Genomic DNA, 23,678 nt, shown 5'->3' with positions numbered 1-23,678 from the left:
GCGGCCGTCGGGTGTCCGTGCCCCGACGGCCGCGGTGTGCTGCCGCCTACGCGGGCGGCGTGCTCCCGATCCGGGGGAACGGGGTGGTCGAGAAGATCACCTCGACCGGTACCTCGAAGTACTCCGCGATCCTCAGGGCGAGGTGCAGGCTGGGGCTGTACTCGCCGCGCTCCAGGTAGCCCACCGTCTGGTAGTGCACCCCGAGGGCGTCGGCGAGCTGCCTGCGCGTGATGGCCCGCTCGACCCGCAGCACGGCGATGCGGTTGTGCACCGTCTCGTTCGCGGCGCCGCCGCGCGGACGGCCCTGCTCGCCGGTCGAACGCCAGCCCGCCGCGGGCGTGTCGGTGCCGGCGCCGGACCGCGGGGCCACCGCTCCTGTCTCCGGCTCCGCCGCCGACGTGCCCCGGCGTGCCGACGCGCGCTTGCCGCCGGTTTCCTTGTCACCCAACGCGCTTCAATGCCTCCTGTTGTCGGGCCTCGACCTTCGAACCCGTCTCGCCGCGCACCGTACGGCCCAGGACCCTCGGTGCGATCACCAGCGCGACGACGGCCCAGGCGAGCAGCACGACCGCGGTCATGGGCCTGCGCCAGGAGTCGCCGAGTTCGACCGCGACCGCCGCGTCGGGCAGCAGCGCGGCGCGGGTGCCCAGGCCCACCCAGTAGACCGGGAACAGCTGCGCAATGCCCTGGAGCCAGCCCGCGAGCGAGGTGATCGGGTAGAAAATACCCGAGATCGCCATCAGGCCCATCGTCGGGAAGATCCCCCACGTGTTGGCGCCGCGCGGGTTCTTCACCATCGCGCCGATGATCAGGCCGATCGGCAGGGTGGCGAGGAGTCCGAGGGCCAGCACCCACACCAGGTTCAGCCACTTGGCGAGGTCCCCGGTCATCAGGTCGTCGAAGAGGAACACGCTGGGCACCAGGATGATGACCAGGGTGAGCAGGGTACTCAGCGCGATGCCCAGCACCCGGCCGGCGATGTAGCCGACGAGCCCCTGCGGGACGGTCCTGGCCCGCAGCAGCGTGCCGTCCTCCCGCTCGGCGGCCAGCGCGAACGCCGCTCCGCCGAGGGCCTGGAAGGCGAGCAGCCCACCGATCATGCTCGGCATGGTCAGCGTCGCCAGGGACAGGTCGGTGCCCTCCACGGTCGAGTTCCGCATGAAGAACAGCACCCCGAGGAAGACGCCCCCGAGGAAGAGGTAGTAGATGATGTCGCCCGGCGACGTCACGCTCTGCCGGAACTCGGTCCAGCCGCGGCGCAGGCCGAGCCGCACGGCGTACAGGGTGGGATTCATCGGCCTGCCTCCCGGAACGCGGCGATCGCCTCTTCGGACCGGCCGGCCTCGTGCTGGCGGACCATGGTCATGTACGTGTCCTCCAGGCTGGCCCGGCGCACCTCCAGGTCGCGGACCCGGTCGCCGTGCTGCTTGAACAGCTCATGGACGAACGTGCTGGCGTCGGGTGTGGCGTGGACGAACTGCTCGCCGCTCAGGCTCCAGCGGACCTCCGCCTTGCCCGACGTCTGCCGGGCGAGCTGGTCGGCGCTGCCGTCCGCGACGATCTGGCCCCCGGCGAGGATCAGGATGCGGTCGGACAGCTTCTCGGCCTCGTCCAGGTCGTGCGTGGTGAGCAGGATCGTGGTGTCCTCCAGGTCGGAGAGCCGGTGCACCACGTCGTGGAAGTCGCGGCGCGCCTTGGGGTCGAACCCGACAGTGGGCTCGTCCAGGAACAGCACCTCCGGGCGGCCCACGATGCCGATCGCGACGTCGAGCCGGCGGCGCTGGCCGCCCGACAGGGACCCGATCTTCTGGTCCGCCTGCTCCTCCAGGCCGACCATGGAGATCAGCTCGTCCACGTCGCGCGGGCGCGGCCGCTGGGCCGTGGAGTAGGGCCGGTAGAAGTCCCCCAGCTGGGCCAGCAGTTCCCGGACCTTCCACTTGCCGTGGTCGCGCCACGACTGGAGTACGACGCCCAGCCTGGCGCGCCACTCCTCGTCGCCCTTGGCCGGATCGACGCCGAGCACGCTGACCTCACCCGCCGAGCGCGTCCGGAAGCCCTCCATGATCTCGATGGTCGTTGTCTTCCCGGCGCCGTTCGGCCCGAGCAGAGCGAGCACCTCACCCCGGCGGACACTGAAGTCGACACCGTTCAGCACGTCTTTGGACCCGTACCGCATACGCAGTCCGCGGATGTCGATCACTCGTTCGCCTGCCGAGCCGTCCGGTGCTCCCGCAGCCCGGTTCGCCTCGCGCAGATCACTTAACTCCGCCATAGGCCCCTACCTTTCGATCAGACCTGTTAGATCAAAGATAGTATCTCTACTACGACCCGTACAAGTCACATGACCAAAGGGATCGTCACGCATCGTGAGGATCGGTTCAGCGGGCGACGGGCATCTCGATGACCGCCCCGGTGACACCGGACCGCAGGCGCCGCAGGGCGGGCCCGGCCGGACGCAGGCCCGGGGCCTCGGCCGCGAGCGCGCGGAGCCCCGCTTCCGCGAGGAACCGCGCCGTCGGCGCCGACAGCGACACGGGCAGGCCCTCGGCGAATGCCAGGGGCTCCGCGGTCCGTTCCCGGGCCGGATCGAAGGCGCCCGGCTCCGCGTGCACGGCGCAGTCCCGGCCGGCCGCCTCGACCGCCACCACGACCTGGCCGCCGGCCGGTACGGGCGTCCCGGCCAGTTCGAGGTCCTCGCGCGCGTACAGCGGGACGAGCCGGACGGGCGGGGCGTGGCGCAGCGTCTCCTCGACCACCGCCGCAGCGAGTCGGGGGTCCGCGCACAGCGCCCGCCACTGCGCCGGGTGGTCCAGCAGCTCCGCGACCGCGTCGCAGAACAGGGTCGCGGACAGCTCGGTCCCGACGAGCGCCAGGAGGGTGCACACCGACCGCACCTCCTCCTCGTCGGTCGCCGCCAGCAGGGCGCTGACGAGGTCGCCCCCGGGCTTCTCGCGCCGCTGCGCGATCAGGTCGGCGAACAGGGAGCCCATGCCCTCGACGGAGGCGATCAGCTCGCGTGCCGTGCGCAGGTGCGGTGAGCACACCGTGGCGTCCAGGAGGCCCGCGGCGCCCCGGCACAGTGCCGCGAAGCGGTCGTGGTCCTCCTCCGGTACGCCGAGGAGTTCCCGCACGATCCCGGCGGCGAACGGGTCGGCCACCTCCGTGCGGAGGTCGAAGCCGCTGCCCGCCCCGTCGAGGGCGCGGCGCAGCGCCTGCTCGGCTCCGGCCCGCCGGCGTTCCAGCGCCTTCGCGCCGAGCAGGGGTTCGAGCAGCTCGCGCACGCGCTCGCAGTCGGCACGGCCCGCGGTCAGGAAGGCCTCCCCGAAGGGAAGGATCTCGCGCAGCGCGGGCACCTCCCACGGCATGGGCTCGCGCTGCTCCTCCCCGTCCTGCGCGGCGGGCGCGTCCTCGTCGGGGTGGCGGACGCTCAGCCGCGGGTCGGCGAGCGCGGCCGCGGCGACCTCGTGATGGGCGGTCACCCAGGCCTCGGCGCTGCTCCGGTACAGCGGGCCCCGTTCCCGTATCAGTTCGCCGAGCCGGTGCGGGTCGTCTCCGGCGGCCCGCACGAGCAGGGCGTACGGGTCGTCCTTCGTGCCGATGATCCACTGGACGCCGCGGTGCGTGAGCAGCACACGGCCCAGTTCGCTCTCGTTCATGGTCACCATGTGCTGGACTCCGCCTCTCCGGGGGCCTGTTGTGGTCCCGTACCGCTGTGGGGGTCGTGCCGGTTCATGTCAGGGAGAGCCCGCCGTCGACCGGCAGTACGGCGCCGGTCAGGTGGCGGGCCTCGGGCCGGGTCAGGTGCGTGACCCACCAGGCGATCTCCTCGGGGGTGCCGACACGGCCCTGGGGCGTCAGCGCGCCCACGTGGTGGAGCATGCCGTCGTACTGTTCGGGCGACATGCCCGCCCGTTCCGCGAAGCCGGAGTCGACCAGCCCGGGGGCGACGCCGACGGCCCGGATGCCGCGCGGGGCGAGTTCGACCGCCCAGCTGCGGGTGAGGAAGTCCAGGGCGGCCTTGGCGGCGCCGTACACGCTGTTGCCCGGCCAGGCCCGGGAACCCCGCGCACCGGACGAGCCGATGTTGACCACGGTGCCGCCGCCGTCGGCGGCGAGGGCGTCGAGCGCGGCCCGGGTGAGCAGCACGGGCACCGCCAGGTTGGTGCCGAGCTGGGCGGCCACCTGCTCGGGGTCGACGTCGGCGAGGGCGCGGTGGCCGAGGGCCGCGGCGTTGTTCACCAGGACGTCGATCCCGCCCAGTTCGCGCACCGCGGTCTCCACGACCTCCCCGGGCGCCCCGGCCCCGGTGAGGTCGACGGCGAGCGTCCTGATCGTGTCGTACCCCTTCGCCGTGCCGGCGAGGTCGGCGGCGGTGCGGCCGACGACGAGGACGGCCGCGCCCTCGTCGGCGAAGGCGCGGGCGATGGCCCTGCCGATGCCGGAGCCGCCTCCGGTGACCACGACCGACCGCGGGGCCGGGGAGGTGGCCGGGGCCGGGGGTGCTGCGTCAGACATGGTTCCTCGCAAGGTCGTCGCGGTGTTCGGCGGTGAGCGACTCCAGCAGCGGGACGACGTCCCTGGGGGACGGGGTGGCCAGGGTCTCCCGGCGCAGCCGCTCGGCGGCGGCGGTGAAGGACGGCTCGGTCAGCACCCGGGTGAGCGCGTCGCGCAGGGCTGCGGCGGTCAGGGCCTGCGCGTCCAGGCGCAGTCCGGCGCCCGACCGCTGCACGAGGTCCGCGCGGATCGCGTTGTCCCACATGGTGCCCGGCACGAGGACCTGCGGGACGCCGTACAGGAACGCGGCGTGCACCGTGCCGGACCCGCCGTGGCTGACGAGCGCCGAGCAGGTCGGCAGCAGCACGTCCATCGGGACGAAGTCGAGGGCGCGGACGTTGGGCGGAAGGCTGCCGACCTCGCGCAGCTGGCGGGCGTCCAGGGTGGCCACCACCTCGACGTCCAGTCCGGCCACCGCCTCGATCAGCTCGCCGACGGACGCCTGGTCGCCGCCCATCACCTCGCGGTGGGAGACGCCCAGCGTCAGGCACACCCGGGGGCGCAGGGGCGCCTCGCGCAGCCAGTCCGGGACGCTGCCCCGGCCGTTGTAGGCGATGCAGCGCACCGGTACGTACGGCAGGTCCGCCGGCAGCCTCATCGAGGTCGGCACGGGGTCGACGGTCCATTGCCCGGTCACCAGGTCCTCGGTGAACTCGCCCCCGTAGCGCTCCATCACCGGGCCCAGCCACTCCCGCAGGGGGTCCTCGCGCAGCGCGGGGGGCCGTCGGCGCACCTGGGCCAGGTAGCTCTCGCGCATGCGGCCGACCAGGTCCAGCCCGAACATGAGCCGGGCGTGGGCCGCGCCGGTGACCCGGGCGGCGACGGCTCCGGCGAAGGTCAGCGGATCCCAGATCACCAGGTCGGGGCGCCAGCCTCGGGCGAATCCGACCAGGTCGTCGATCATCTCGGCCGACGAGTAGTTCTGGAAGACGGCCGAGGTCATCGCGGTGAACACGCCGTGCATGTGGTCGTACGTCAGCCTCTCCGGGCGCAGTTCGTCCATCGCCAGCAGCAACTGGGCGTCCGGGGCGTCCTCGTCGTAGGTCTCGCGGGAGGCGTCCTCGCGCTCCCGCAGCTCCTCCATCAGCCGTTCCTCGCCCAGCTCGCGGCCGACCGGGACGGCGGTCAGTCCGGTGCGGGCGATGACCTCGGCGAGGTCGGGGTGGCTGGCCACGCAGACCTCGTGCCCGGCGGCCCGCAGCGCCCAGGCGAGCGCGACCTGGGCGTGAACGTGGTTGCGCGCGCCGAAGGTGGTGAACAGGACGCGCATCAGCGCTCCCGGGCCGCTCGCTCGGCGTGCTCCTTGGCGAGCAGCATCGTCGCCGTGCTGTTGCGGCCGAGCGCGTCGCGGACGAAGGTGCGCGCGTCCCCGACCGTCGCGCCCTCGCCGAGCACGGGGACGACGGCGTCCCGGTCGAGGACGACCGTGTGCGTCGAGGTGACGGTGCACCCGGAGCTGCTCTTCGCGATCCGCCAGAGGCCGTTGTGGACGGCCATCAGGGCGGGTGTCCTGAGCTGCTTGTAGACGATGGCCGCCGCGGGGAAGCAGACCCGGACCGACTTCGTGGTGTGGACGGCGCCGTTCGGGGTGAGCGTGTCCATCTCCAGCAGTTGGAGGTTGGGGGTGCTCTCCTCCAGCTCGACCCGGTTCACGTGGGGCAGCCGCTCCTGCCACCGCCGGGCGTCGTAGAGGAACTCGTACACGTCGGCGGGATCGCCGGCCACCTCGACCACGTCGTCGAACTCGAGCGACAGGTCGTCGGCGCCGGTGCCGCGGGCCTGCTCGGCGGCCCGCCGCAGCGCGTCCAGTTCCGCGTCGCTGTTGCGGTCGATGGCGCGGGTGATCCACTCCACGCCCGCCGGGTCGTCGTCGACGGCCCGGAAGTCGTGGGTCAGGCGGACCAGCGAGGCGGTGTCCGACAGCGGTTCGACGGTCCATTCGCCGCCCATGGCGGCGACGGGCGGCTGGGACACCTCCTGGCGGAAGCCCACCCGCAGGCCCGCGGGGTCCAGGACGCGGCGCGAGGTCCACGTCTTGACGGCGTCGTTGGCGGTCGCCCAGATGCGGAGGTGCTCCGCACCGGCGGTCCGGTCGAGGACGTCCACGTGCACGGTCGGGGGGAAGACCCGCGGCCACGATTCGACGTCCGCGATCAGGCCGTAGACGGTGCGGGCGGGTGCCTGCACCGTGATCCGGTGCTCGGCTCGGTGGTTGTTCGTCATGGTGCGGGTCTCCTGGTCCTCTGGTCCTCGAACGGCCGTCAGTAGCTGCCCAGTCCGCCGCAGACGTTGATCGCCTGCGCCGTGACGGGTGCTGCCTGGTCGGTGACGAGGTAGCCGACGAGGCCGGCGACCTCCTCCGGGGTGGTGTACCGGCCGAGCGGGATCTTCGCCTCGAACCGTTCCAGCACGGCCTCTTCCGTCGTGTCCCAGACCGCGGCGTACCCCTGCCTGACCCGCTGGGCCATCGGCGTCTCCACGTAGCCCGGGCAGACCGCGTTGACGGTGATCCCGGTGGGGGCCAGTTCCAGGCCGAGCGCCTTGGTGAAGCCGACGACGCCGTGCTTGGACGCGGAGTACGGGGCGCCGAGCACCACGCCCTGCTTGCCGCCGGTCGAGGCGATGTTGATGACGCGGCCCGTGCCCCGTTCGAGCATGCCGCCGGTGGTGAGCGCCTCGCGCGTCATCCGCAGGACGCTGTTGAGGTTGGTGTCGATGACGTCGAGCCACAGCTCGTCGGTGATCTGCGCGGTGGGGCCTCCCCCGCTGCGGCCGGCGTTGTTCACCAGCACGTCCACGGGCCCGTACCGGTCGACGGCGGCCCGGACGAGGGCGCCGACCTGTTCGGTGGAGCGTACGTCGCACGCCCGGCCCGCGACCTCGTACCCCTTCTCGCGGAGGCGTTCGACGGTGAGCGCGACGTTCTCCTCGTCGCGGGCGCAGATGAACACGCGCTGGCCGAGTTCGCACAGCAGGGTGGTGATGGCGAGCCCGATGCCGCTGGTGGCACCGGTGACCAGGGCATGGCGGTCGTCTTGGGCGGGCATGTCTCTCCTCATCGTTGTCGGGTCACGGCCGCGGCCGCGTTGAAGCCGCCGTGTCCCCGGGCCAGCACGAGCGCTGCGGACACCGGTACGCGGCGTGGGGTGCGGACCAGGTCGATGCCGTACTCGGCGACCGGGCGGCGTACGTTGGCCGTCGGCGGGATCACCCCGTCCCGGATGGACAGCACGGCCGTCGCCAGGTCCAGTGCCGCCCCGCCGGCGCCGAGCCGGCCGGTCATCGTCTTGGGGGCGGTCACGGGGACGCCCTGCGGGCCGAAGAGCTCGCGGATGGCCTGCGCCTCGGCGCGGTCCAGGTCGGGGATGCCCGCGGCGTCCGCGAACACCACGTCGATGTCGCCCGGTTCCAGCCCCGCTTCGTCGAGGGCGAGTTCGGCGGCCCGCCGCAGGGTGGACGGGCGGCCGCTGCCGGGCTCAGGGTCGAAGGTGGACGCCTGGCCGGCGATCTCCGCGTACCAGGACGACACGCCCCGGGCGCGTGCCGACTCCGGGGTCTCCAGGACGAACAGCGCGCCGCCCTCGCCCGGTACGTGGCCGGCGGCGTCCTCGTCGAAGGGCAGGTACGCGCGCTCGGGATCGTCGGCGGTGCTGATGCGGCCGCCGGCCAGCTGGGCGACCCAGCCCCAGGGCGACGGGGAGCCGTCGACGCCGCCCGCGATCACCATCGGGACGCCGTCGCGCAGTTGGCGGCGGGCCTTGGCCAGGGCGTCCAGGCCGCCGGCCTGTTCGGTGACGACCACGCCGCCCGGGCCGCGCAGGCCGTGCCGGATGGAGATCTGGCCGGTGTTGACGGCGTAGAACCAGGCGAAGGACTGGTAGGCGCTGACGTGCTCCGGTCCCTTGCTCCAGAGGTTGTGCAGTTCCCGGTGGCCGAAGGCGAATCCGCCGGCCGAGCTGGCCGTGACCACGCCCACGCCGTACTCGGGCATCGTCGCGAGGTCCACCCCGGCGTCCTTGATCGCCCATTCTGCGGCGACCAGGGAGAGCCGGGTCATGTGGTCGGTCTGCGGCAGCAGCCGGCTGGGGATGCCGTGTTCGCGCGGATCGAAGCCGGCGATCTCGCCGGCGAGCCGGCTCGGGTAGCGCTCGGCGTCGAAGTGGCTGATCCGGCCGATCGCGGCCCGGCCGGCCAGTGTGCGGCTCCAGTGGGAGTCCGCGCCCAGGCCGGTCGGCGCGAGCACGCCCATGCCGGTGATCACAGCGGTGGACGTCATGACGCCGCCCTCTCCGGGCTGCGCAGCACCATGGCGCTCTGGAAGCCGCCGAAGCCGCTGCCCACGGTCAGCACGGTGTCCACGGGCTGCCGGCGCGCGGTCAACGGCACGTAGTCCAGGTCGCATTCGGGGTCGGCTTCGTGCAGGTTGGCGGTGGGCGGGATGGTGTCGTGCTCGATGGTGAGGGCGCAGGCCGCGATCTCCAGCGAGCCGATCGCCCCCAGCGAGTGGCCGATCATCGATTTGATGCCGCTGACGGGCACCCGGTAGGCGTCCTGGCCCAGCGCCCTCTTGAAGGCCGCCGTCTCGTGGCGGTCGTTCTGGAGGGTGCCCGAGCCGTGCGCGTTGACGTAGTCGATGTCTCCCGGGGCGACTCCGGCCCGCAGCATCGCCACGCGGATCGCCTCGGCCATCTCCCGCCCGTCGGGGCGCAGTCCGGTCATGTGGAAGGCATTGGAGCGGGAGGCGAAGCCGCTGATCTCGGCGTACACGTACGCGCCCCGTCGGCGGGCGTGCTCGGCGTCCTCCAGGACGAAAACCGCGGCGCCCTCGCCGAGGACGAAGCCGTTCCTGGTCCGGTCGAAGGGCCGTGAGGCGACGCCCGGTTCGTCGTTGCGCGGCGTGGTCGCCTTGATCGCGTCGAAGCAGGCCACGGTGATGGGCGAGATCGGGGCGTCGGTGGCGCCGGCCACCATGACGTCCACCGTGCCCTCCCGGATGAGCTCCACCGCGTGCCCCACCGAGTCGAGGCCTGAGGTGCAGCCGGTCGAGATGAGCGACACGGGTCCTTCGGCGCCGACGTCCCGGGCGACCTCGGCCGCGATCGAGCTCGGCACGAAGTAGTCGAAGAGGTGGCGCCCGGCGTAGGAGGCGTCCACGTTCCAGTGCCGGCCGCCGTCGCTGACGACGGAGTACTCGTCCTCCAGGCTCATGGTGGCGCCCACGGCGCTGCCGATGGCGACACCGGTGCGCGCGGGGTCGAGCTCCGCGGGGTCCAGCCCGCTGTCGGCGACGCCCTCGCGGGCGCTCACCACGGCGAACTGCGCTGCGCGGTCCATCCGCCGGACCTGCTGCGGGGTCAGTCCCTCGGCCAGCGGGTCGAAGTCGACCTCGGCGGCGATCTGCGAGCGGTAGGGGCCCGGGTCGAAGAAGGTGATCCTCCTGGTGGCGGTGCGCCCGGCGGTCAGGGCGTCCCAGAAGGGCTTGCGCCCCACGGCTCCCGGGGCGACGACCCCGATGCCGGTGATGACGACGCGGCGGCCCGTGGAGGCGGCCATCACAGGCCCTCCGTCGCCGCCCGCTCCGCCGGCACGTACTGCCGGGGGACGTACAGACCGGGCTCGCTCGTGCTCAGTTCCCGCAGCCGGGCGACGTGCTGGGGGAAGGAGGGGGCGCCCACGGCGGCCCGGAAGGACCGCGCGTCGCGCCAGTGCGCGATGTTGACCCATCGGGTCGGATCCTCGGCGTGGCGGTGCAGCGTGTACTGCAGGAATCCGTCCCGGCCGGCCAGGTGCCGTCCGGTCGCGGCGAAGGCCTTCTCGAACTCCTCCGGCGAGGCGTGCACGGTGAATCTGTTGATGAAGGTGACCACCCCGCTCCCGCTGGGATCAAGGTCGTTCGGTTGCATCTCACGCCTCTTTTCAGGTCCGGCGTCGGGCTGTGACGATGTGGCGTCGTCCAACGTGGGCGTCGGGTCTCGCAGCCCGCTCAACAGCGCCTGGACCGGCCTCCGCCGTGGCCGGTCGGGGGTCGAGCGGCCGTGGAGAGGACGTGGAGGGACCGTGGAGGGACGGGTCGAGCGAACGTCGATCCGCTGCCGATCAGGGTGTTGGGATGCTCGTCGGCAACGAGCACACCGAGAGTCGGAGGCACCCAGTGAGTCGGAACATCGAAGCCGTGCGGCGGATGATCGCGGCGTACAACACCGGCAGGACCGACGACGTCCACGAGTTCATCCACCCGGAGTACCTGAATCCGGCCACGATCGAGCACGGGCTCGGTGAAGGGCCCGACGCGTTCGCCATGGCGGTAGCCTGGGTGCGCAAGACCTTCTCCGAGGAAGCCCATCTGGAGGAGGTCAGGATCGAGGAGCGGGGCGACTGGGTGCGGGCCTACCTGGTGCTCTACGGCCGTCAGGTCGGCCCCATGGTCGGCATCGCGCCGACCGGCCGCCGCTTCTCCGGGGAGCAGATCCACTTGCTGCGCGTCGTCGACGGCAGGATCAGGGACCACCGGGACTGGCCGGAGTACCAGAGCACGTACCGCCAGCTCGGCGAGCCGTGGCCGGAGCCGGACGGCTGGCGCCGCTAGGGAGAGCCGTGTGAGGAGCGCCGATCGATGACCGAACAGCAGACCGTGGACTTCTGGTTCGACCCCGTCTGCCCGTACACGTGGATCACCTCGCGGTGGCTGGTGGAGGTCACCAAGGTGCGGCCGGTGACCGTCCACTGGCGGGTGATGAGCCTGTCGGTCCTCAACGAGCACCGGGACGACAACCCGGAGGGCGAGTGGGAGGACTACATGTGGGCGCCGGTGCGGGTCTGCGCCGCGGTCGAGGAGCGGTTCGGCCGGCAGGCGCTCGGTGACCTCCTCACGGCGATGGGCACCCGCTTCCACCTCCAGGGCGACTGGGGGAACCTGGCGGGGGCCCTGGCCGATGCCGGGCTGCCGGAGGAGATCGCGGAGGTCGCCGGCTCCACGGAGTACGACGGGGCGATCCGGTCCTCGCACGCGCAGGCCGTCGCGCTGGCCGGCGGCGACATCGGCACCCCGGTGGTGTCGGTCGTCCGGCCGGGCGGCGAACGGGTCGGCTTCTTCGGTCCGGTCGTCTCCCCCGCGCCCACGGGGGAGACGGCCGGCCGGTTGTGGGACGGCCTGCTGCTGATGGCCGGTGTTCCGGGCTTCTACGAGGTCAAGCGCACCCGGACCGAGGAGCCCCGGTTCGAGCTCGCCGACTGAGGCGGACGGCCGGTCATCCGCCCCGGCGCACGTGCCTCAGCACGGCCTCGGCGAGCGGCCCGTGCACCGAGCGCGGCAGCGCGTGGCCCATGCACTCGATCTCGACCAGGTCCGCGCCCGGAATCAGACCGGCGAGGTGGCGGCCGTGGGGCGGGGGCGCGATCGGGTCCTGCATGGCCTGGATCACCAGGGTGGGGACCCGTACGTCGCGCAGCTCGGGCGCGCGCTCCCGGGGCGGCGGCTGCACCGCGTAGTGCACCTGCGGCTCGGTGAGGGCGCCGGAGTGGTCGATGGCCTGCTGTTCCCAACGCCGGAAGTCGGCCTCGTCGAAGGCGGTCCCGTCGCCGGAGAACAGCTTCCAGCGGCGCACCCGCCGCTCCAGTTCCGCCTCCGGTCCGTCCACTTCCTCGTTCATGACGGCCAGCGCCCGGAGGAAGCGTTCCTGGGGCAGGGGCAGTCCGTCGGCGGACGGCTCGCCGGCGAAGGCGCGGCGGATGTTGCCGGGGAAGTCCACGTCGAGTGCGCCACCGAGCATCATCGACATGCTCAGCATCCGCCCCGGGTGGTCGAGCGCGACGAGCTGGCACAGGACCGTGCCCATCGACATGCCGACGAAGTGGGCCCGTTCGACGTCCCAGCCGTCGAGCACCGCGACGGCGTCGGCGGCCAGTCGGAGGTAGCTGTACGGGCGCTCGGCCGGGTCCCAGCCGGTGGAGCGGCCCACCCCCCAGTGGTCGTAGCGGATCACGTGCAGCCCGTCGGCGACGAGCCGTTCGACGAACTCGGCGGGCCAGCTCATCGCGGTGAGGTTCCCGCCCGTCACCAGCAGCACGGTGGGGGCGGCGGGGTCGCCGAAGTCCTCGCTCCACAGCTGCACGTCCTTCGACGTGACGATACGTTCTGCCACTTCGGTATCCCTCTCGGCTGCCGGAACCCCTTGGTTCCGTGGGTGGGCGGTCGTGGTGGTCGGGGACGGGCTCAGTGCGGGGCCAGCTCCCACAGGCAGGAGTCCAGGGGCACGTTCGGCGAGACGAGCGGCCCGGACCTGGAGACGATCCGCAGACCGGCGGCGTCGGCCAGGGCGGCCCATTCGCGGTCGGTGCGGACGCGGCCGCCGAGGAACACGAGCATGCGCATGTCGAGCACGCTGAAGTACAGGTCGGAGGTCCGCGTGCCCCCGGCCGGGGCCTCGGCCCGCTCCAGCAGGACGATCCGGCCTCCGGGCCGCAGGGCGTCGCGGCAGCGCGCCAGGATCCGCAGGGCGTCCGCGTCCGACCAGTTGAGCAGGACGAACGACAGCACGACGGCGTCGGCGGAGACCGGCAGTTCGTCGAAGAAGTCGCCGGCGACGACATCGATGCGCTCGTCCAGACCGGCCGCGGCGATGCGCTCGCGCGCCCGCCGCGCCGCTCCCGGCAGGTCCAGCAGGGTGCCGCGCACGCCGGGCGCGGCCCGCACGATCGCGCTGAGCAGCCCACCCGGCGCGCCGCCCACGTCGAGCACGTGCCGGGCCCGGCTCCAGTCGTAGGCGGCGACGGGCGCGGCGAAGGCGGCGTCCTCCCGGGTCGTCATCAGGGTGTCGAAGGACGCCCCGAGTTCCGCGTCCTCGGACAGGTCCGTCCAGAACGGCTTGCCGTAGCGGTCCTCGTACTGCGGCCGCCCGGTGCGCACGGCCTCGCGCAGGTCGAGGAAGGTCAGGTCCGCGCGGCCGACGGCCTGGTCCAGGTCGAGCCAGGAGCGCTGCCGTGACGGGTCGTCCTCGGCGAGCAGGTCGCCGAGACGGGTCGGGGCATAGCGGCCCGGTGCGCTCTCCTCCAGCACGCCGGCGGCGGCCAGGTGCCGCATGAGCCGGGACAGGGCGTCGGCGTCCGCCCCGGTCGCCCGGGCGAGGTCCTCGGGGCTCGTGGCGCCCCGGCGCAGGTGGTCCACCAGGCGCAGGGTGGCGGCGACCCGCAGCGCCATGGGGGTCACCAGGTTCGACATGCGCACCAGGGTGTCGACGGGCCGTTCCGCCGCGGGTCCGTCCTCCACCGGCTGCTGCTGCCGGTCGGCGCCGCCTGCGGTCCCGTTCCTCGTGCCGCTCACGACGTGCTGCCCTCCGGTTCGGTGCCGAGCGCGTACGCGCTCAGGTGGTCGACGGCGTCGGCGTAGGTGAAGGGCTGCATGAACCAGCCGGCGCGGACGTCCCGGTAGTGGCGGGACAGGGGGTGGCCCGTGATGAAGGAGGCCCCGCCCATGAGGGTCATGCTGTCCTCGACGATCTCGGCGGCGGTGCGGTTGACGACGAGCTTCGCGTACTGGAAGGGCGCCATCATCAGCCGGCCGCGCTCGTCGGGGTCCACCGCCGTGCGGTGCGCGTGGTGGTCGGCGTTGGTCAGGGCCGCGGCGAGCACCGTGCGGAGCGTGTACAGCTTCACGTCGAGTTCGGCCACCAGGGTGCGGACGGCCGCGGCCGGCTGTCCGCCGCGCCGGGCGATGCCGGCGACGGCGAAGTCCCGTGCGGCCTGCGCGATCCCGGCGTACACGCCGAGCAGTCCGATGGAGCTGACGGTCTGGCCGGCCATCGCGGCGTCGTTGCGTACGCCGACCGGTCCGCGCAGGAAGACGTCGGCCGCGGGGACGGGGCAGTCCTCGAAGACGACCTCGGTGCTGGCGGAAGCCCGCATGCCCATGCCGTCCCAGGTGTCCGGCGCCTTCAGGCCGGGGGTGTCGGCGGGCAGGAAGGCGGAGGCGAACCGTGCGGGCCCCGAGGCGGGGCGTGTCTGCGCCGCGACGACGACGTGCGTGGCGAAAGGGGCCATGCTGACCAGGATCTTGCGGCCGGTGAGCCGCCAGCCGCCGTCGTCCGCGGGCACCAGCTCGGTGGTGACGCCCGCGTCCTTGAGGGCGCCGCTGATCAGGGCCCGTTCGCCGCCCATGAGCCGCAGCAGCCGCTCGGCCAGGGCGCGCCCGGTGCCGGCCGAGTGCTCGCGCTCGTACGACATGGTGATCCCGCGGCTGAACTGCATGTGCAGCGACAGGGCGACGGCCGCGTCGGCCTCGGCGATGCGTTTCACGGCGAGGCACACGTCGTGGACGCTGGTGACGCCCAGTCCGCCGAACTCCCTGGGCACGGTCGCGCCGAGGACGCCGTCGGCGCCCATGCGGCGGACCGCGTCCAGGGGGAAGGCCGCGTTGCGGTCGTGCTCCGCGGCGCCGGCAGCGAGGTCCGGCAGGTGCCGGTCGAGGACCTCCAGCAGTTCGTGGCCCTCGGGTGTGCGCGGTTCGGTCAGGTCTCCCGCCGTCATGGCGTTTCCGTCCTTTTCCTCCGGATGACGTCCGCGGGACGCGTCGCCGCCAGATATCGGTCGATGGCGGACCGGTGGTATCCCGGCCCGAATCCCAGCCGTTCGAGCCCGGGCACCAGCCGCCGCAGTTTCCGTACCGAGGGGCAGTGCTCGATGCTGTCGTCGGTGACCTGCCACTGGGCCGTGACCCCGAGGCGCCGTTCGAGGTGGCGCACGACGTCGGCGACCTCGACGCAGTCCCCGGACGCGACGTTCACGGTCTCGTCGCACACCCCGGTGCGGAGCAGGGCGTCCACCACGGTGGTGAAGTCGGCCACGTGGACCATGTCCCGGCGGGCTCCGCGCTGGACGCGCACCCGTCCGGCCAGGACCTGGGTGACGAGCGCCGTCAGGAGGCGGAAACCGGGTTCGTCCGGGCCCAGTACGTAGCCCAGCCGCAGGACGAGGTGGCGCACCCCGGAGGCCTTGACGAGCCGTTCGAGGTCGAGCTTGTGCTGACCGTAGCGGGTGGAGGCGACCTCCGGGCCGTCCTCGTCGCCGGCGCCGCCCGGACCGCCGTACATGCTGACGGTGGAGAAGAAGACGAGCATCCGGTCCCTGCGCAGGCAGTCCCGGACCGCGTCTTCGACGAGCGCGGCCTCACGCCGGTGCTCGGCGTCGGGCAGCGGGTGCGTGGGCACGCCCGCGGCCAGCACCGTCACTTTGGGATGTCCGGCCGAGAGCGGTGCGAGATGTCGTGCGAGGAACCCGTTCCCGATGATCTCCATCTGACAAGGCAGTCCTTCGGCTCGCTGGGGGCACCGACCCTGGCAGCCGGGTGTCGAAAGACGCTCGAAGGGCGTGTTCAACAAGGCTCCGTGAGCCCTCAAGGACGCGGGGGGAGGGTGGCACCAGCACCCCACCCCTTTCATGAGGCGAGGAGTCCCCATGCGCGTCCTGTTCGTCAACTCCCCAGGGCTGGGGCACATCTTCCCGTCGGTGCCCCTGGCGCACGCGCTGACCGCCGCAGGTCACGACGTGCTGTTCGCCCAGGGCGGTGACGTCGGCGCGGTGGCCGCGGCGGGCGTCAACGTCGTCGATGTGACCCCCGGGCTCGACTATGCGACGGTGTTCCGGCCCGAGGAGATCGACTTCAGCGTCGACGGCGGGGACGAGTTCGTCGCCGCACTCTTCGCCCGGGTGTCGGGCGTCACCGTGGACCGGCTGCTGGAGGTCGCCCGCGGCTGGTCCCCGGACCTGGTCGTCCACTCGCCGCTCCAGGGCGCCGGCCCGCTGGTGGCGGGGGTACTCGGCGTGCCCGCCGTGTCGGTGGTCACCGGCCCGGCCGACAGCGCGCCCCGCATCGCCGGTCTGATGCGCGATCACATGAAGGAGCACTACGTGCGGCACGACGTCGCACCGGTGCCGGCGCCCGGCCTCCGGCTCAACTCGATACCGCCGAGCCTGCTGGAGCTGCTTCCGGAGCGGGTGCGGGCGCAGGGCGACGTGCCCCTGAGGTACGTGCCCTTCAACGGCAACGGCGAGCTGCCCGGCTGGCTCCTGGAGCCGCCGCGACGGCCCCGGATCGCGGTCACGCTGGGGTCGATCGCCGGCCTGTGGGGCGGGCTCGCCGTGCTGGCGCCGCTCGTCGCCGCGGCGGCCGGCACGGACGCGGAGTTCGTCGTCACCCTCGGCGGCGGCGACCCGTCGCTGCTGGGCGAACTGCCGCCCAATGTACGGACGGTGGACTGGCTCGCGCTGGGCCCGCTGCTGCGGACCTGCCACGGGCTGATCCACCACGGCGGGTCGGGCACGTCGGCGGTCGCGATGGCCGTGGGCGTGCCCCAGTGCGTGATGCCGCTCAGCCCGGACCAGAAGGACAACGAGCGCGCGGTCGTCGAGCGGGGCATCGCGATCGGGGCGTCGGCGGGAGCCGTCGGCACCGCCGAGTTCCGGGCCCTGCTGGAGGACGAGGGGATGCGGGCGGCGGCCGCCGAGGTGCGCGACGAGGCGGCGGCGATGCCGTCCCCCGCCGCGCTCGTCGGGCGCCTGGAGTCCCTCGTCTGAGGGGCCGCGGGCCGCGGGCGCCGTCGGCGAGTCAGCGGCCCGGCGGCCGGACGGACAGCGCGTGGCGGAACACGTCCGCCGGGTCCCAGCGGGCCTTGACCTGCTGGAGCCGGAGGTAGTTGTCCCGGTAGTAGAAGGTGTGCCAGGGCACCCCGGAGGTGTTCCACCGGGGGTCGGCGAGGTCGACGTCCGGGTAGTTGATGTAGGCCCCGCCGTTCGCGGCGTCGGGCACGGGAACGCCTCCGGTGTCCGCGTACAGGTCCCGGTACAGCCCGCGCACCCAGGCCAGTTGCTCGTCGCCGGAGATCCCGGGCCACCAGGAGGTCTCGTAGGAGGCGCTGAAGAGGCTGTCGCGGTGCGGGATCGCCGTCGCGGCGGCCGGGACCGTGTTGATCCTGCCGCCGAGGGTGGACAGGTACACGGCCGAGCCCTGGTGCTCGCCGCCGGAGCTCGTCAGGTAGCGGTGCAGGGTCCGGATCTGGGTCTCGGTCCAGGCCTTGCGCAGGAGGGCGGCCTTGGACTTGAAGGGGTACCCGCCGCCGGCGTACGGGTCGGTGGTCAGGGTGGACTTCATCCACAGCGCGGTCGCCTGTTCGGCCTCGTGGCGCACTCCGCTGCCGGCCGTGATCGCCGCGGCGTACTCGTCGAGCAGCTTCGCGCCGTGCGGCAGGGAGCCGTCCACGTTGGCCACGAGGGTGAACCGCCCGTTCGCCCGGTGGTTGAGGATCAGCCACGCGCTGAGGGGTGCGTAGCGGGAACTCGCGGCGGACTCCCGCTCGTGCCAGGTGCCGTGGTTGCGCAGGATCCGTACGAAGGCCGCCTCGGTCATGTCCTCCCAGGACCAGCCGATGGTGATGGAGCGGATCGTCGCCGGGGGCCGGGGCAGCAGGGTCGTCGGGTCGTCGCCGTGTGCGCCGGGCGAGCGCATCAGATAGCGGGTGACGATGCCGAAGTTGCCGCCTCCGCCGCCGGTGTGGGCCCACCAGAGGTCGTGGTGGGGGTCGGCGGGGTCGCGGGTGGCGGTGACCAGGCGGGCCCGGCCGGGGCGGTCCGCCACGACGACCTCGACGCCGTACAGGTGGTCGGCGACGAAGCCGTGGTGGCGCGACAGCCCTCCGTACCCGCCGCCCGCGATGTGCCCGCCGACTCCGACGCCGGGGCAGGCACCCGCCGGGACGGTCACTCCCCAGCCGAGGTAGAGGGTGCGGTAGACCTCGCCGAGCGTCGCGCCGGACGCGATGGCGAAGGCGTTGTGCCGGGGGTCGTAGTGGACGGACTTCATCTCGGAGACGTCGACGACGACCTGGACGGCCGGGTCGTCGACGAAGCCCTCGAAGCAGTGTCCGCCGCTGCGGACGGCGATCCGCCGGCCCGTGCGCAGGGCGTCGTCCACGGCGGCGACCACCTGTTCGGCGCGGTGGACGAGGCGTACGGACTCCGGGCGTCCGGAGAACCGCCCGTTGTAGCCCCTGGCCGTCAGCTCCGCGTAGCGGGGGTCGCCCGGGCGGATGTCCTTGGCCGGGGGCGCCGGGAAGCACCCGGCGGCGGTCGTGTCCGCCGCGGCCGTTCCCGTGCCGGCGGCGGTGAGCGCCGCGGCGCCTCCGGCCGCGACGCCGCCCGCGATGAATCCGCGGCGCGATAGGTCCTTCACTGCCACTCTCCCTGTCGTTGGTGCGGTCCTCGCCCGGCGGCGAGCTCTTCGAGGACGGGTACGACGGCGCTGGGCGCGGGCATGTCCCTGGTCCCGTCGCGCAGCCGGGCGGCCGCCCGGGCGAAGGAGGGCTCCTCCAGCAGCCGTGTGAGCATGCCGCGCAGCGTTGCGGCGTCGGCCTTCTCGGGCTGCGCGACCCGGATACCGGCTCCGTGCTCCTCCAGCAGACGGGCCTTGTGGTCGGTGTCCCACACTCCGTCGGGCAGGATCAGCTGGGGCACTCCGCAGCTCAGCGCGGTGTTGAAGGTGCCCGCTCCGCCGTGGTGGATCACCGCGGAGCAGCTGGGGAGCAGGGTCTCCAGGGGTACGAAGTCCACGACGCGGACGTTGTCCGGAAGTTCGGTGACGGACGCGAGCTGGGCGGCGTTCAGGGTGGCCACCACCTCGGCGTCGATTCCGGCGAGGGCCGCGAGCACTTCCCGGAGCGGGAGCCGGTCGGCGCCGAGCAGCTCGCGGTGCGAGACGCCGAGCGTGAGGCAGACGCGCCTGCGCTGCTGCGGCTCGCGCAGCCAGGCCGGCAGGACGGAGCTGCCGTTGTGGGGCGTGCAGCGCATGGGTATGCGGTCCGGTCCGTCCAGCAGGCGCAGGGCGGGCGGGAGCGGGTCGATGGTGCGCTGCCCGACGACGAGGTCCTCGCCGAACTCCCCGCCGTGGCGCCGCACGGTCTCGCCCAGCCACTCCTCCATGGGGTCCTCGCGCTGCGCCGGCGGCAGCCGGCGCAGCGCGTCGAGGTAGGGGCGGCGCATCCGGCCGATGAGGTCCAGGCCGAACAGGAGCCGGACGTGGGCCGCGCCGACGGCCCGGGCGGCGACGGGACCCGCGAAGGTCAGGGGGTCCCAGACGACCAGGTCCGGCCGCCACCACCGGGCGTGGCGCACCAGGTCGTCGATCATCGCGGGTGCGGAGTACTGCTGGAACACCTGGGTGGTCATGGCGGTGAAGACGCCGTGCATGTACTCGTACGACAGCTTCTGCGGACGGATCTCGGTCATGTCCGTCCAGTACGCGTACCGCTCGGCGATCGCCCGGTAGTCGTCCCCGCCGCCGGCCGCCTCCCAGGCTCCCGGGTCCTGCGCTGTGCCGTCCCCGGACCCGTCGTGCTCGTGTCCGTGCTCGTGCTCGTGCTGTTCGTACGACTCCATCTGGGCCGCCAGGTCGAGCGCGGCTCCGGCCGTCACGGCCGTCAGGCCGGTGCGGGTGATGTCGTCGGCGAGGTCGGGCTGGCCGGCCATGTGGACCTCGTGGCCGGCCGCCCGCAGTGCCCAGGCCAGCGAGACCTGTGCGAACAGATGGGACTTCGCTGTGTGTGTGGTGAACAGGACCCGCATCGGGCACCCTTCCTCGGCCGGCGTGTTCGCGTGCTGTGGGCGCGGGCGCGCTCAGAGCACGCGGACGTCCGGGACGTAGCGGATCCACTTGCCGCCCGAGGCCCGGAACTGCTGTTCCTTGGCGATGATCTCCTCGGCGTGGTTCCAGGCGAACAGCAGGGCGTAGTCGGGGTAGGGGTTCTCGAAGTCGGCCCGGGACCGCACCGGGATGTGCGAGCCCGGTGTCAGCCGTCCCTGCTTGTTCGGGGTGGTGTCGGAGATGAAGGAGATCAGGTCGGGTCCGATGCCGCAGTAGTTGGCGACGGTGGCGCTCTTGGCCGTGGCTCCGTACCCGACGACCGTGCGGCCTTCGTCGCGCAGCCTGCGCAGCAGCGCGACCAGCTCGTCGCGGGCCCGCTCCACTCGGGCCACGAAGCCCTGCAGGGTGGCGAGCTCCGACAGTCCGCGCAGGCGTTCCTGCCCCAGCAGCTCGGCGACCGCGGGCGCGGGGGTGCGCCGTCCGGCGCGGGCGATGGTGTAGCGGACCTCTCCGCCGTGCACGGAGAGCCGTTCCACGTCGACCAGTTCGAAGCCGAACCGCTCGACCATGGCGCTCACGGAGGAGACGGAGAAGAAGTAGTAGTGCTCGTCGTAGATCTGGTCGAAGGAGGCGAGGTCGACGATGTCGGCGAGATAGGGGTCCTCGAAGACGAACACCCCGTCCGGTGCGAGCAGTTCGTCGACCCCCTTGAAGATGGAGTCCAGGTAGGGGATGTGGCAGATGGTGTTCGCCGCGAAGATGACCTGGGCGTGCCCCTCCTCCTTGCGGATGTCGGCGGCCGTCGACTCCTGGAAGAACTCGGTGGCGACGCGGATGCCCTGGCGGCGCGCGATGTCGGCCACGCTCTGCGAGGGTTCGACGCCCAGGTGGCGGACCCCGGCCTCGGCCAGGGCGCGGAGCATCACGCCGTCGTTGCAGCCCAGTTCGACGAGGAAGGCGTCCTTCCCGGTGAGTTCGGTCTCCAGGAAGTGCCGGGCGGTCCGCTCGAAGTGACTGCGCATGACGGAGGACCCGGACGACAGGTACGGGTAGTGGCTGTTGAACATCAGGTGGCGCGGTACTTCCTCGGTGAGCTGGACCATGGTGCAGTCGCCGCAGACGCCGACGGCCAGCCGGAAGAAGAACTCGTCGCCGAGGTATTCGGGCTCGAGGAGCCCGCTGGAGAGCGGTTGCTGTCCGAAGTCGATGAACTCGTGCAGCCGACCGCCGCAGATCCGACAACTGAGCACGATGGGTGTCCTCTTCCTTGAGTGGCGGATGAGCGGAGTGGCGAATCGTCACGGCGTGCGCGGGCGGACGTGCCCGGCGGGCGGGCTCACAGACCCCCCGGCCAGTCGTCGTCGGCGCGCAGCAGGGCCCGTGCCAGGTTCTGGTAGAAGGCCAGGACGCCGGGTTCCTTGGGGCTGAGGTGGCCGCGTGCGGCGAAGCGGGAGCCCACCGCCCGCTGGACGGCCTCCAGGCCGTTGCGGTCCTCGCTGTTGATCATTCCGGCGTACGTCTCGGCCTGCAGGCGCATCTCGTCGAGGTCGGCGCCCTCCAGCGCGGCGCGCGGCACGAGGATGCCGCCGCGGACCAGCGTCCGGTCGATCGTCTGCGGGATGAGGCTGAGCCAGATGACCATCTCGCCCGCCGCGGCCAGGCTCGCCGCGGGGAAGACGAAGATGCCGTACAGGTGGGCCTTCTCCGTCTCCGTCAGCGGCAGGGCGTAGGCCTCCTGCGGCTCGGTGAACGGGACGAGCAGGCGCAGCGCCCACGGGGAGTCGACCCGTACGTCCGTGTCGGACCCGCCGGGCGTCGACTGCTGGAGGGTCTCCGGGTGGAAGCCCATGACGTGGTAGTTCTCGTGGGCGTTCTCGACGGCGACCTTCCAGTTGCACGCCCACTCCTCGCTCCAGGAGCCGAGCTGCGCCATCCCGTCGAGCCGGTAGTTGGTCAGGTCGCCCGAGATGCGCTTCAGTTCGGGGGCGAGGGGGGCCGCGGCCGCGTCGAGGTTGACGTACACGAAGCCGTGCCACTCCTCGACGGCGAAGGCGGGGAGTCTGCAGTCCTTCGGGTCGAAGTCCGGGTTCCTGCGCATGTGGGTGGCGCCGATGAGGCGGCCGTCGAGCCCGTACCGCCACAGGTGGTACGGGCAGGTGAAGGAGTCGGCCCGTCCCCTGGCGCCGGGTTCGACGAGCGGCATCATCCGGTGCCGGCAGACCGGTGACATCCCGTGGAGCGTGCCGTCCGCGTCGCGGGTGACCAGGATCTGTTCCCCCGCGATGTCGACCGATACGTAGCTGTTCGTCTCGGCGAGTTCGTCGCGGTGCGCGACGAGCACCCACGAGCGTCCGAAGACGCGGGTGCGTTCGAGCTCGTACAGCTCGGGCGAGGTGAAGGCGCGGGGCGGCAGACTGAGCCGGGGCGCGTGGTCCAGGTAGCCGCGCAGTACGTCCAGCAGCTCGGCGACCTCTGCCGACGGGGAGCCGGCGCGCCCGTCGGCGGTCCGGTCTGTGCTCGTTCCTGTGCTCACGGTGGGGACTCCAACCTGTGCCGCGGGTCCGTGGTGCCCCGACCCTGGCAGGGGGGATTCGAAGCCTGCTCGACAGCGGGGACCGGGCCCGCGAGCGGCTCCGGGGACCCGCGCGTCCAGCCGGTCTCCGGCGTTCCTCTAGCGGCCGGCCCGACCATCGGTCCCGCCGGACCCCTGTCCCTTCCGCCGCACCCGTCGCCCTGTCGCCGGCGGGTGCCCGTCGAGCGAGGTCGCCGTGTACGGAGCCGAACTGGCCGAGATCTACGAGCTCATCCACCGCAGCCGCGGCAAGGACTACCTCCAGGAGGCGGCCGAGGTGGAGCGGCGGGTGCGGGCGCACAAGCCGGACGCGGGGAGCCTGCTCGACGTGGCCTGCGGCACCGGGGCCCATCTGCGGTGTTTCGACGAGCTGTTCGACGAGGTGGCCGGGCTGGAGCTGTCCGAGCCGATGGCCCGCTTCGCCCGGGCGGCGCTGCCGCACGTGCCCGTGCACGTGGGCGACATGCGGGACTTCGAACTGGGCCGCACCTATGACGTCATCACGTGCATGTTCGGCTCGATCGGCTACCTGCTGACGCAGGAGGCGCTGGTCGGTGCGCTGCGCCGGTTCGCTCGGCACCTGGCGCCCGACGGGGTGCTGGCCGTCGACCCGTGGTGGTTCCCCGAGACGTACCTGCACGGCCATGTCGCCGGCGCCACGGCGACGGTCGGGGGGCGGACCGTGTCGCGGGTCTCCCACTCCGTACGGGAGGGGGCCGCTTCCCGGATGAACGTGCACTACCTCGTCGCGGACGGGGCGTCGGGCGTCCGGCACTTCCACGAGACGCACCTGATCGGCCTGTTCTCGCAAGGGCAGTACGAGGATGCGTTCGCGGCCGCCGGCTTCCGCGTCGACTACGTCCCCGTGGCGCCCGCCGGCCGCGGGCTCTTCGTCGCCGTCCCGTCCGCCGGCTGATCCGGCGAACG

Annotated in this window: 23 protein-coding genes; 4 read left to right on the top strand and 19 right to left on the bottom strand. The window is 72.8% G+C overall.

Annotation, left to right across the window (positions count from 1 at the left end):
• Positions 1-46 precede the first annotated feature (46 nt).
• The 11 genes from E6U81_RS41075 to E6U81_RS17735 all read right to left on the bottom strand — a co-directional run bounded on the left by E6U81_RS41075 (position 47) and on the right by E6U81_RS17735 (position 10,457).
• Positions 47-271: a helix-turn-helix transcriptional regulator gene (locus E6U81_RS41075; RefSeq protein ID WP_037631637.1), complete on the bottom strand. Its 225-nt coding sequence runs from the start codon at positions 269-271 to the stop codon at positions 47-49.
• Positions 272-440: 169 nt separating this feature from the next.
• Complete coding sequence (locus E6U81_RS17780; RefSeq protein ID WP_030957368.1) at positions 441-1,295, bottom strand: ABC transporter permease; 855 nt, start codon at positions 1,293-1,295, stop codon at positions 441-443.
• Positions 1,292-2,176 (bottom strand): ABC transporter ATP-binding protein, encoded by an 885-nt coding sequence (locus E6U81_RS17775; RefSeq protein ID WP_136231214.1) that lies wholly within the window; start codon positions 2,174-2,176, stop codon positions 1,292-1,294. Before E6U81_RS17775 ends, E6U81_RS17780 begins: the two co-directional genes overlap by 4 nt.
• A gap of 202 nt (positions 2,177-2,378) precedes the next feature.
• A complete protein-coding gene (locus E6U81_RS17770) occupies positions 2,379-3,665 on the bottom strand; it encodes a P450-derived glycosyltransferase activator (protein WP_136231065.1) in 1,287 nt (428 codons plus the stop codon).
• A gap of 64 nt (positions 3,666-3,729) precedes the next feature.
• Positions 3,730-4,515 (bottom strand): SDR family oxidoreductase, encoded by a 786-nt coding sequence (locus tag E6U81_RS17765; RefSeq protein WP_136231064.1) that lies wholly within the window; start codon positions 4,513-4,515, stop codon positions 3,730-3,732.
• Entirely contained in the window at positions 4,508-5,824 is a 1,317-nt protein-coding gene (locus E6U81_RS17760) for an activator-dependent family glycosyltransferase (RefSeq protein ID WP_136231063.1), read from the bottom strand. The genes E6U81_RS17765 and E6U81_RS17760 overlap by 8 nt, the downstream gene beginning before the upstream one ends.
• Positions 5,824-6,777, bottom strand: a complete 954-nt coding sequence (locus tag E6U81_RS17755; protein WP_136231062.1) for an aromatase/cyclase — start codon at positions 6,775-6,777, stop codon at positions 5,824-5,826. Before E6U81_RS17755 ends, E6U81_RS17760 begins: the two co-directional genes overlap by 1 nt.
• Before the next feature lie 38 nt (positions 6,778-6,815).
• On the bottom strand, positions 6,816-7,601 hold the full coding sequence (locus E6U81_RS17750; RefSeq protein WP_136231061.1) for an SDR family NAD(P)-dependent oxidoreductase: 786 nt from the start codon (positions 7,599-7,601) through the stop codon (positions 6,816-6,818).
• Positions 7,602-7,609: 8 nt separating this feature from the next.
• Complete coding sequence (locus E6U81_RS17745; protein WP_136231060.1) at positions 7,610-8,830, bottom strand: ketosynthase chain-length factor; 1,221 nt, start codon at positions 8,828-8,830, stop codon at positions 7,610-7,612.
• Positions 8,827-10,107 (bottom strand): beta-ketoacyl-[acyl-carrier-protein] synthase family protein, encoded by a 1,281-nt coding sequence (locus E6U81_RS17740; RefSeq protein ID WP_136231059.1) that lies wholly within the window; start codon positions 10,105-10,107, stop codon positions 8,827-8,829. The genes E6U81_RS17745 and E6U81_RS17740 overlap by 4 nt, the downstream gene beginning before the upstream one ends.
• A complete protein-coding gene (locus E6U81_RS17735; RefSeq protein ID WP_136231058.1) occupies positions 10,107-10,457 on the bottom strand; it encodes an antibiotic biosynthesis monooxygenase family protein in 351 nt (116 codons plus the stop codon). Before E6U81_RS17735 ends, E6U81_RS17740 begins: the two co-directional genes overlap by 1 nt.
• A 248-nt stretch (positions 10,458-10,705) precedes the next feature.
• Here E6U81_RS17735 and E6U81_RS17730 point away from each other — a divergent pair, with 248 nt between their 5' ends.
• On the top strand, positions 10,706-11,140 hold the full coding sequence (locus E6U81_RS17730; protein WP_031147011.1) for an ester cyclase: 435 nt from the start codon (positions 10,706-10,708) through the stop codon (positions 11,138-11,140).
• Between the two features lie 27 nt (positions 11,141-11,167).
• A complete protein-coding gene (locus E6U81_RS17725) occupies positions 11,168-11,788 on the top strand; it encodes a DsbA family protein (RefSeq protein WP_136231057.1) in 621 nt (206 codons plus the stop codon).
• A gap of 13 nt (positions 11,789-11,801) precedes the next feature.
• Here the strand turns inward: E6U81_RS17725 and E6U81_RS17720 are convergent, their stop codons facing one another.
• The 4 genes from E6U81_RS17720 to E6U81_RS17705 all read right to left on the bottom strand — a co-directional run bounded on the left by E6U81_RS17720 (position 11,802) and on the right by E6U81_RS17705 (position 15,842).
• Positions 11,802-12,695, bottom strand: a complete 894-nt coding sequence (locus E6U81_RS17720) for an alpha/beta hydrolase (RefSeq protein WP_136231056.1) — start codon at positions 12,693-12,695, stop codon at positions 11,802-11,804.
• 71 nt (positions 12,696-12,766) lie between these two features.
• Positions 12,767-13,873, bottom strand: a complete 1,107-nt coding sequence (locus tag E6U81_RS17715) for a methyltransferase (RefSeq protein ID WP_240803874.1) — start codon at positions 13,871-13,873, stop codon at positions 12,767-12,769.
• Entirely contained in the window at positions 13,870-15,075 is a 1,206-nt protein-coding gene (locus tag E6U81_RS17710) for an acyl-CoA dehydrogenase family protein (RefSeq protein ID WP_136231055.1), read from the bottom strand. The genes E6U81_RS17715 and E6U81_RS17710 overlap by 4 nt, the downstream gene beginning before the upstream one ends.
• Positions 15,072-15,842 carry an NAD-dependent epimerase/dehydratase family protein gene (locus E6U81_RS17705; RefSeq protein ID WP_136231054.1) on the bottom strand — a complete coding sequence of 257 codons (771 nt, stop codon included), beginning with the start codon at positions 15,840-15,842 and terminating at the stop codon, positions 15,072-15,074. Before E6U81_RS17705 ends, E6U81_RS17710 begins: the two co-directional genes overlap by 4 nt.
• A 160-nt stretch (positions 15,843-16,002) precedes the next feature.
• Here E6U81_RS17705 and E6U81_RS17700 point away from each other — a divergent pair, with 160 nt between their 5' ends.
• A complete protein-coding gene (locus tag E6U81_RS17700; protein WP_136231053.1) occupies positions 16,003-17,121 on the top strand; it encodes a nucleotide disphospho-sugar-binding domain-containing protein in 1,119 nt (372 codons plus the stop codon).
• A gap of 31 nt (positions 17,122-17,152) precedes the next feature.
• Here E6U81_RS17700 and E6U81_RS17695 read toward each other — a convergent pair whose 3' ends face one another.
• From E6U81_RS17695 to E6U81_RS17680, 4 genes are all read right to left on the bottom strand, one after another.
• The gene (locus E6U81_RS17695; RefSeq protein ID WP_136231052.1) at positions 17,153-18,772 is read right to left on the bottom strand and encodes an FAD-binding protein; all 1,620 of its coding nucleotides are present in this window, start codon (positions 18,770-18,772) and stop codon (positions 17,153-17,155) included.
• Positions 18,769-20,160 carry an activator-dependent family glycosyltransferase gene (locus tag E6U81_RS17690; RefSeq protein WP_136231051.1) on the bottom strand — a complete coding sequence of 464 codons (1,392 nt, stop codon included), beginning with the start codon at positions 20,158-20,160 and terminating at the stop codon, positions 18,769-18,771. The genes E6U81_RS17695 and E6U81_RS17690 overlap by 4 nt, the downstream gene beginning before the upstream one ends.
• A gap of 51 nt (positions 20,161-20,211) precedes the next feature.
• Positions 20,212-21,429, bottom strand: a complete 1,218-nt coding sequence (locus tag E6U81_RS17685) for a class I SAM-dependent methyltransferase (protein WP_136231050.1) — start codon at positions 21,427-21,429, stop codon at positions 20,212-20,214.
• A gap of 86 nt (positions 21,430-21,515) precedes the next feature.
• The gene (locus E6U81_RS17680) at positions 21,516-22,712 is read right to left on the bottom strand and encodes an aromatic ring-hydroxylating dioxygenase subunit alpha (protein ID WP_168714654.1); all 1,197 of its coding nucleotides are present in this window, start codon (positions 22,710-22,712) and stop codon (positions 21,516-21,518) included.
• A 235-nt stretch (positions 22,713-22,947) separates the two neighbouring features.
• Between E6U81_RS17680 and E6U81_RS17675 the strand changes: the two genes are divergently transcribed.
• Positions 22,948-23,667, top strand: a complete 720-nt coding sequence (locus E6U81_RS17675) for a class I SAM-dependent methyltransferase (RefSeq protein WP_136231048.1) — start codon at positions 22,948-22,950, stop codon at positions 23,665-23,667.
• The last annotated feature ends 11 nt before the right edge of the window (positions 23,668-23,678 follow it).

The organism is Streptomyces sp. A0592, from assembly GCF_004795115.1.
GTDB lineage: Bacteria > Actinomycetota > Actinomycetes > Streptomycetales > Streptomycetaceae > Streptomyces > Streptomyces erythrochromogenes.
This window is presented reverse-complemented; position numbering and strand designations above follow the sequence as displayed.

Coding starts and splice junctions, on each gene's coding strand:
- E6U81_RS17780 (WP_030957368.1), bottom strand. CDS start 1,295: ATGAATCCCACCCTGTACGCCGTGCGGCTCGGCCTGCGCCGCGGCTGG.
- E6U81_RS17775 (WP_136231214.1), bottom strand. CDS start 2,176: ATGCGGTACGGGTCCAAAGACGTGCTGAACGGTGTCGACTTCAGTGTC.
- E6U81_RS17770 (WP_136231065.1), bottom strand. CDS start 3,665: ATGGTGACCATGAACGAGAGCGAACTGGGCCGTGTGCTGCTCACGCAC.
- E6U81_RS17765 (WP_136231064.1), bottom strand. CDS start 4,515: ATGTCTGACGCAGCACCCCCGGCCCCGGCCACCTCCCCGGCCCCGCGG.
- E6U81_RS17760 (WP_136231063.1), bottom strand. CDS start 5,824: ATGCGCGTCCTGTTCACCACCTTCGGCGCGCGCAACCACGTTCACGCC.
- E6U81_RS17755 (WP_136231062.1), bottom strand. CDS start 6,777: ATGACGAACAACCACCGAGCCGAGCACCGGATCACGGTGCAGGCACCC.
- E6U81_RS17750 (WP_136231061.1), bottom strand. CDS start 7,601: ATGCCCGCCCAAGACGACCGCCATGCCCTGGTCACCGGTGCCACCAGC.
- E6U81_RS17745 (WP_136231060.1), bottom strand. CDS start 8,830: ATGACGTCCACCGCTGTGATCACCGGCATGGGCGTGCTCGCGCCGACC.
- E6U81_RS17740 (WP_136231059.1), bottom strand. CDS start 10,107: ATGGCCGCCTCCACGGGCCGCCGCGTCGTCATCACCGGCATCGGGGTC.
- E6U81_RS17735 (WP_136231058.1), bottom strand. CDS start 10,457: ATGCAACCGAACGACCTTGATCCCAGCGGGAGCGGGGTGGTCACCTTC.
- E6U81_RS17725 (WP_136231057.1), top strand. CDS start 11,168: ATGACCGAACAGCAGACCGTGGACTTCTGGTTCGACCCCGTCTGCCCG.
- E6U81_RS17710 (WP_136231055.1), bottom strand. CDS start 15,075: ATGACGGCGGGAGACCTGACCGAACCGCGCACACCCGAGGGCCACGAA.
- E6U81_RS17705 (WP_136231054.1), bottom strand. CDS start 15,842: ATGGAGATCATCGGGAACGGGTTCCTCGCACGACATCTCGCACCGCTC.
- E6U81_RS17700 (WP_136231053.1), top strand. CDS start 16,003: ATGCGCGTCCTGTTCGTCAACTCCCCAGGGCTGGGGCACATCTTCCCG.
- E6U81_RS17690 (WP_136231051.1), bottom strand. CDS start 20,160: ATGCGGGTCCTGTTCACCACACACACAGCGAAGTCCCATCTGTTCGCA.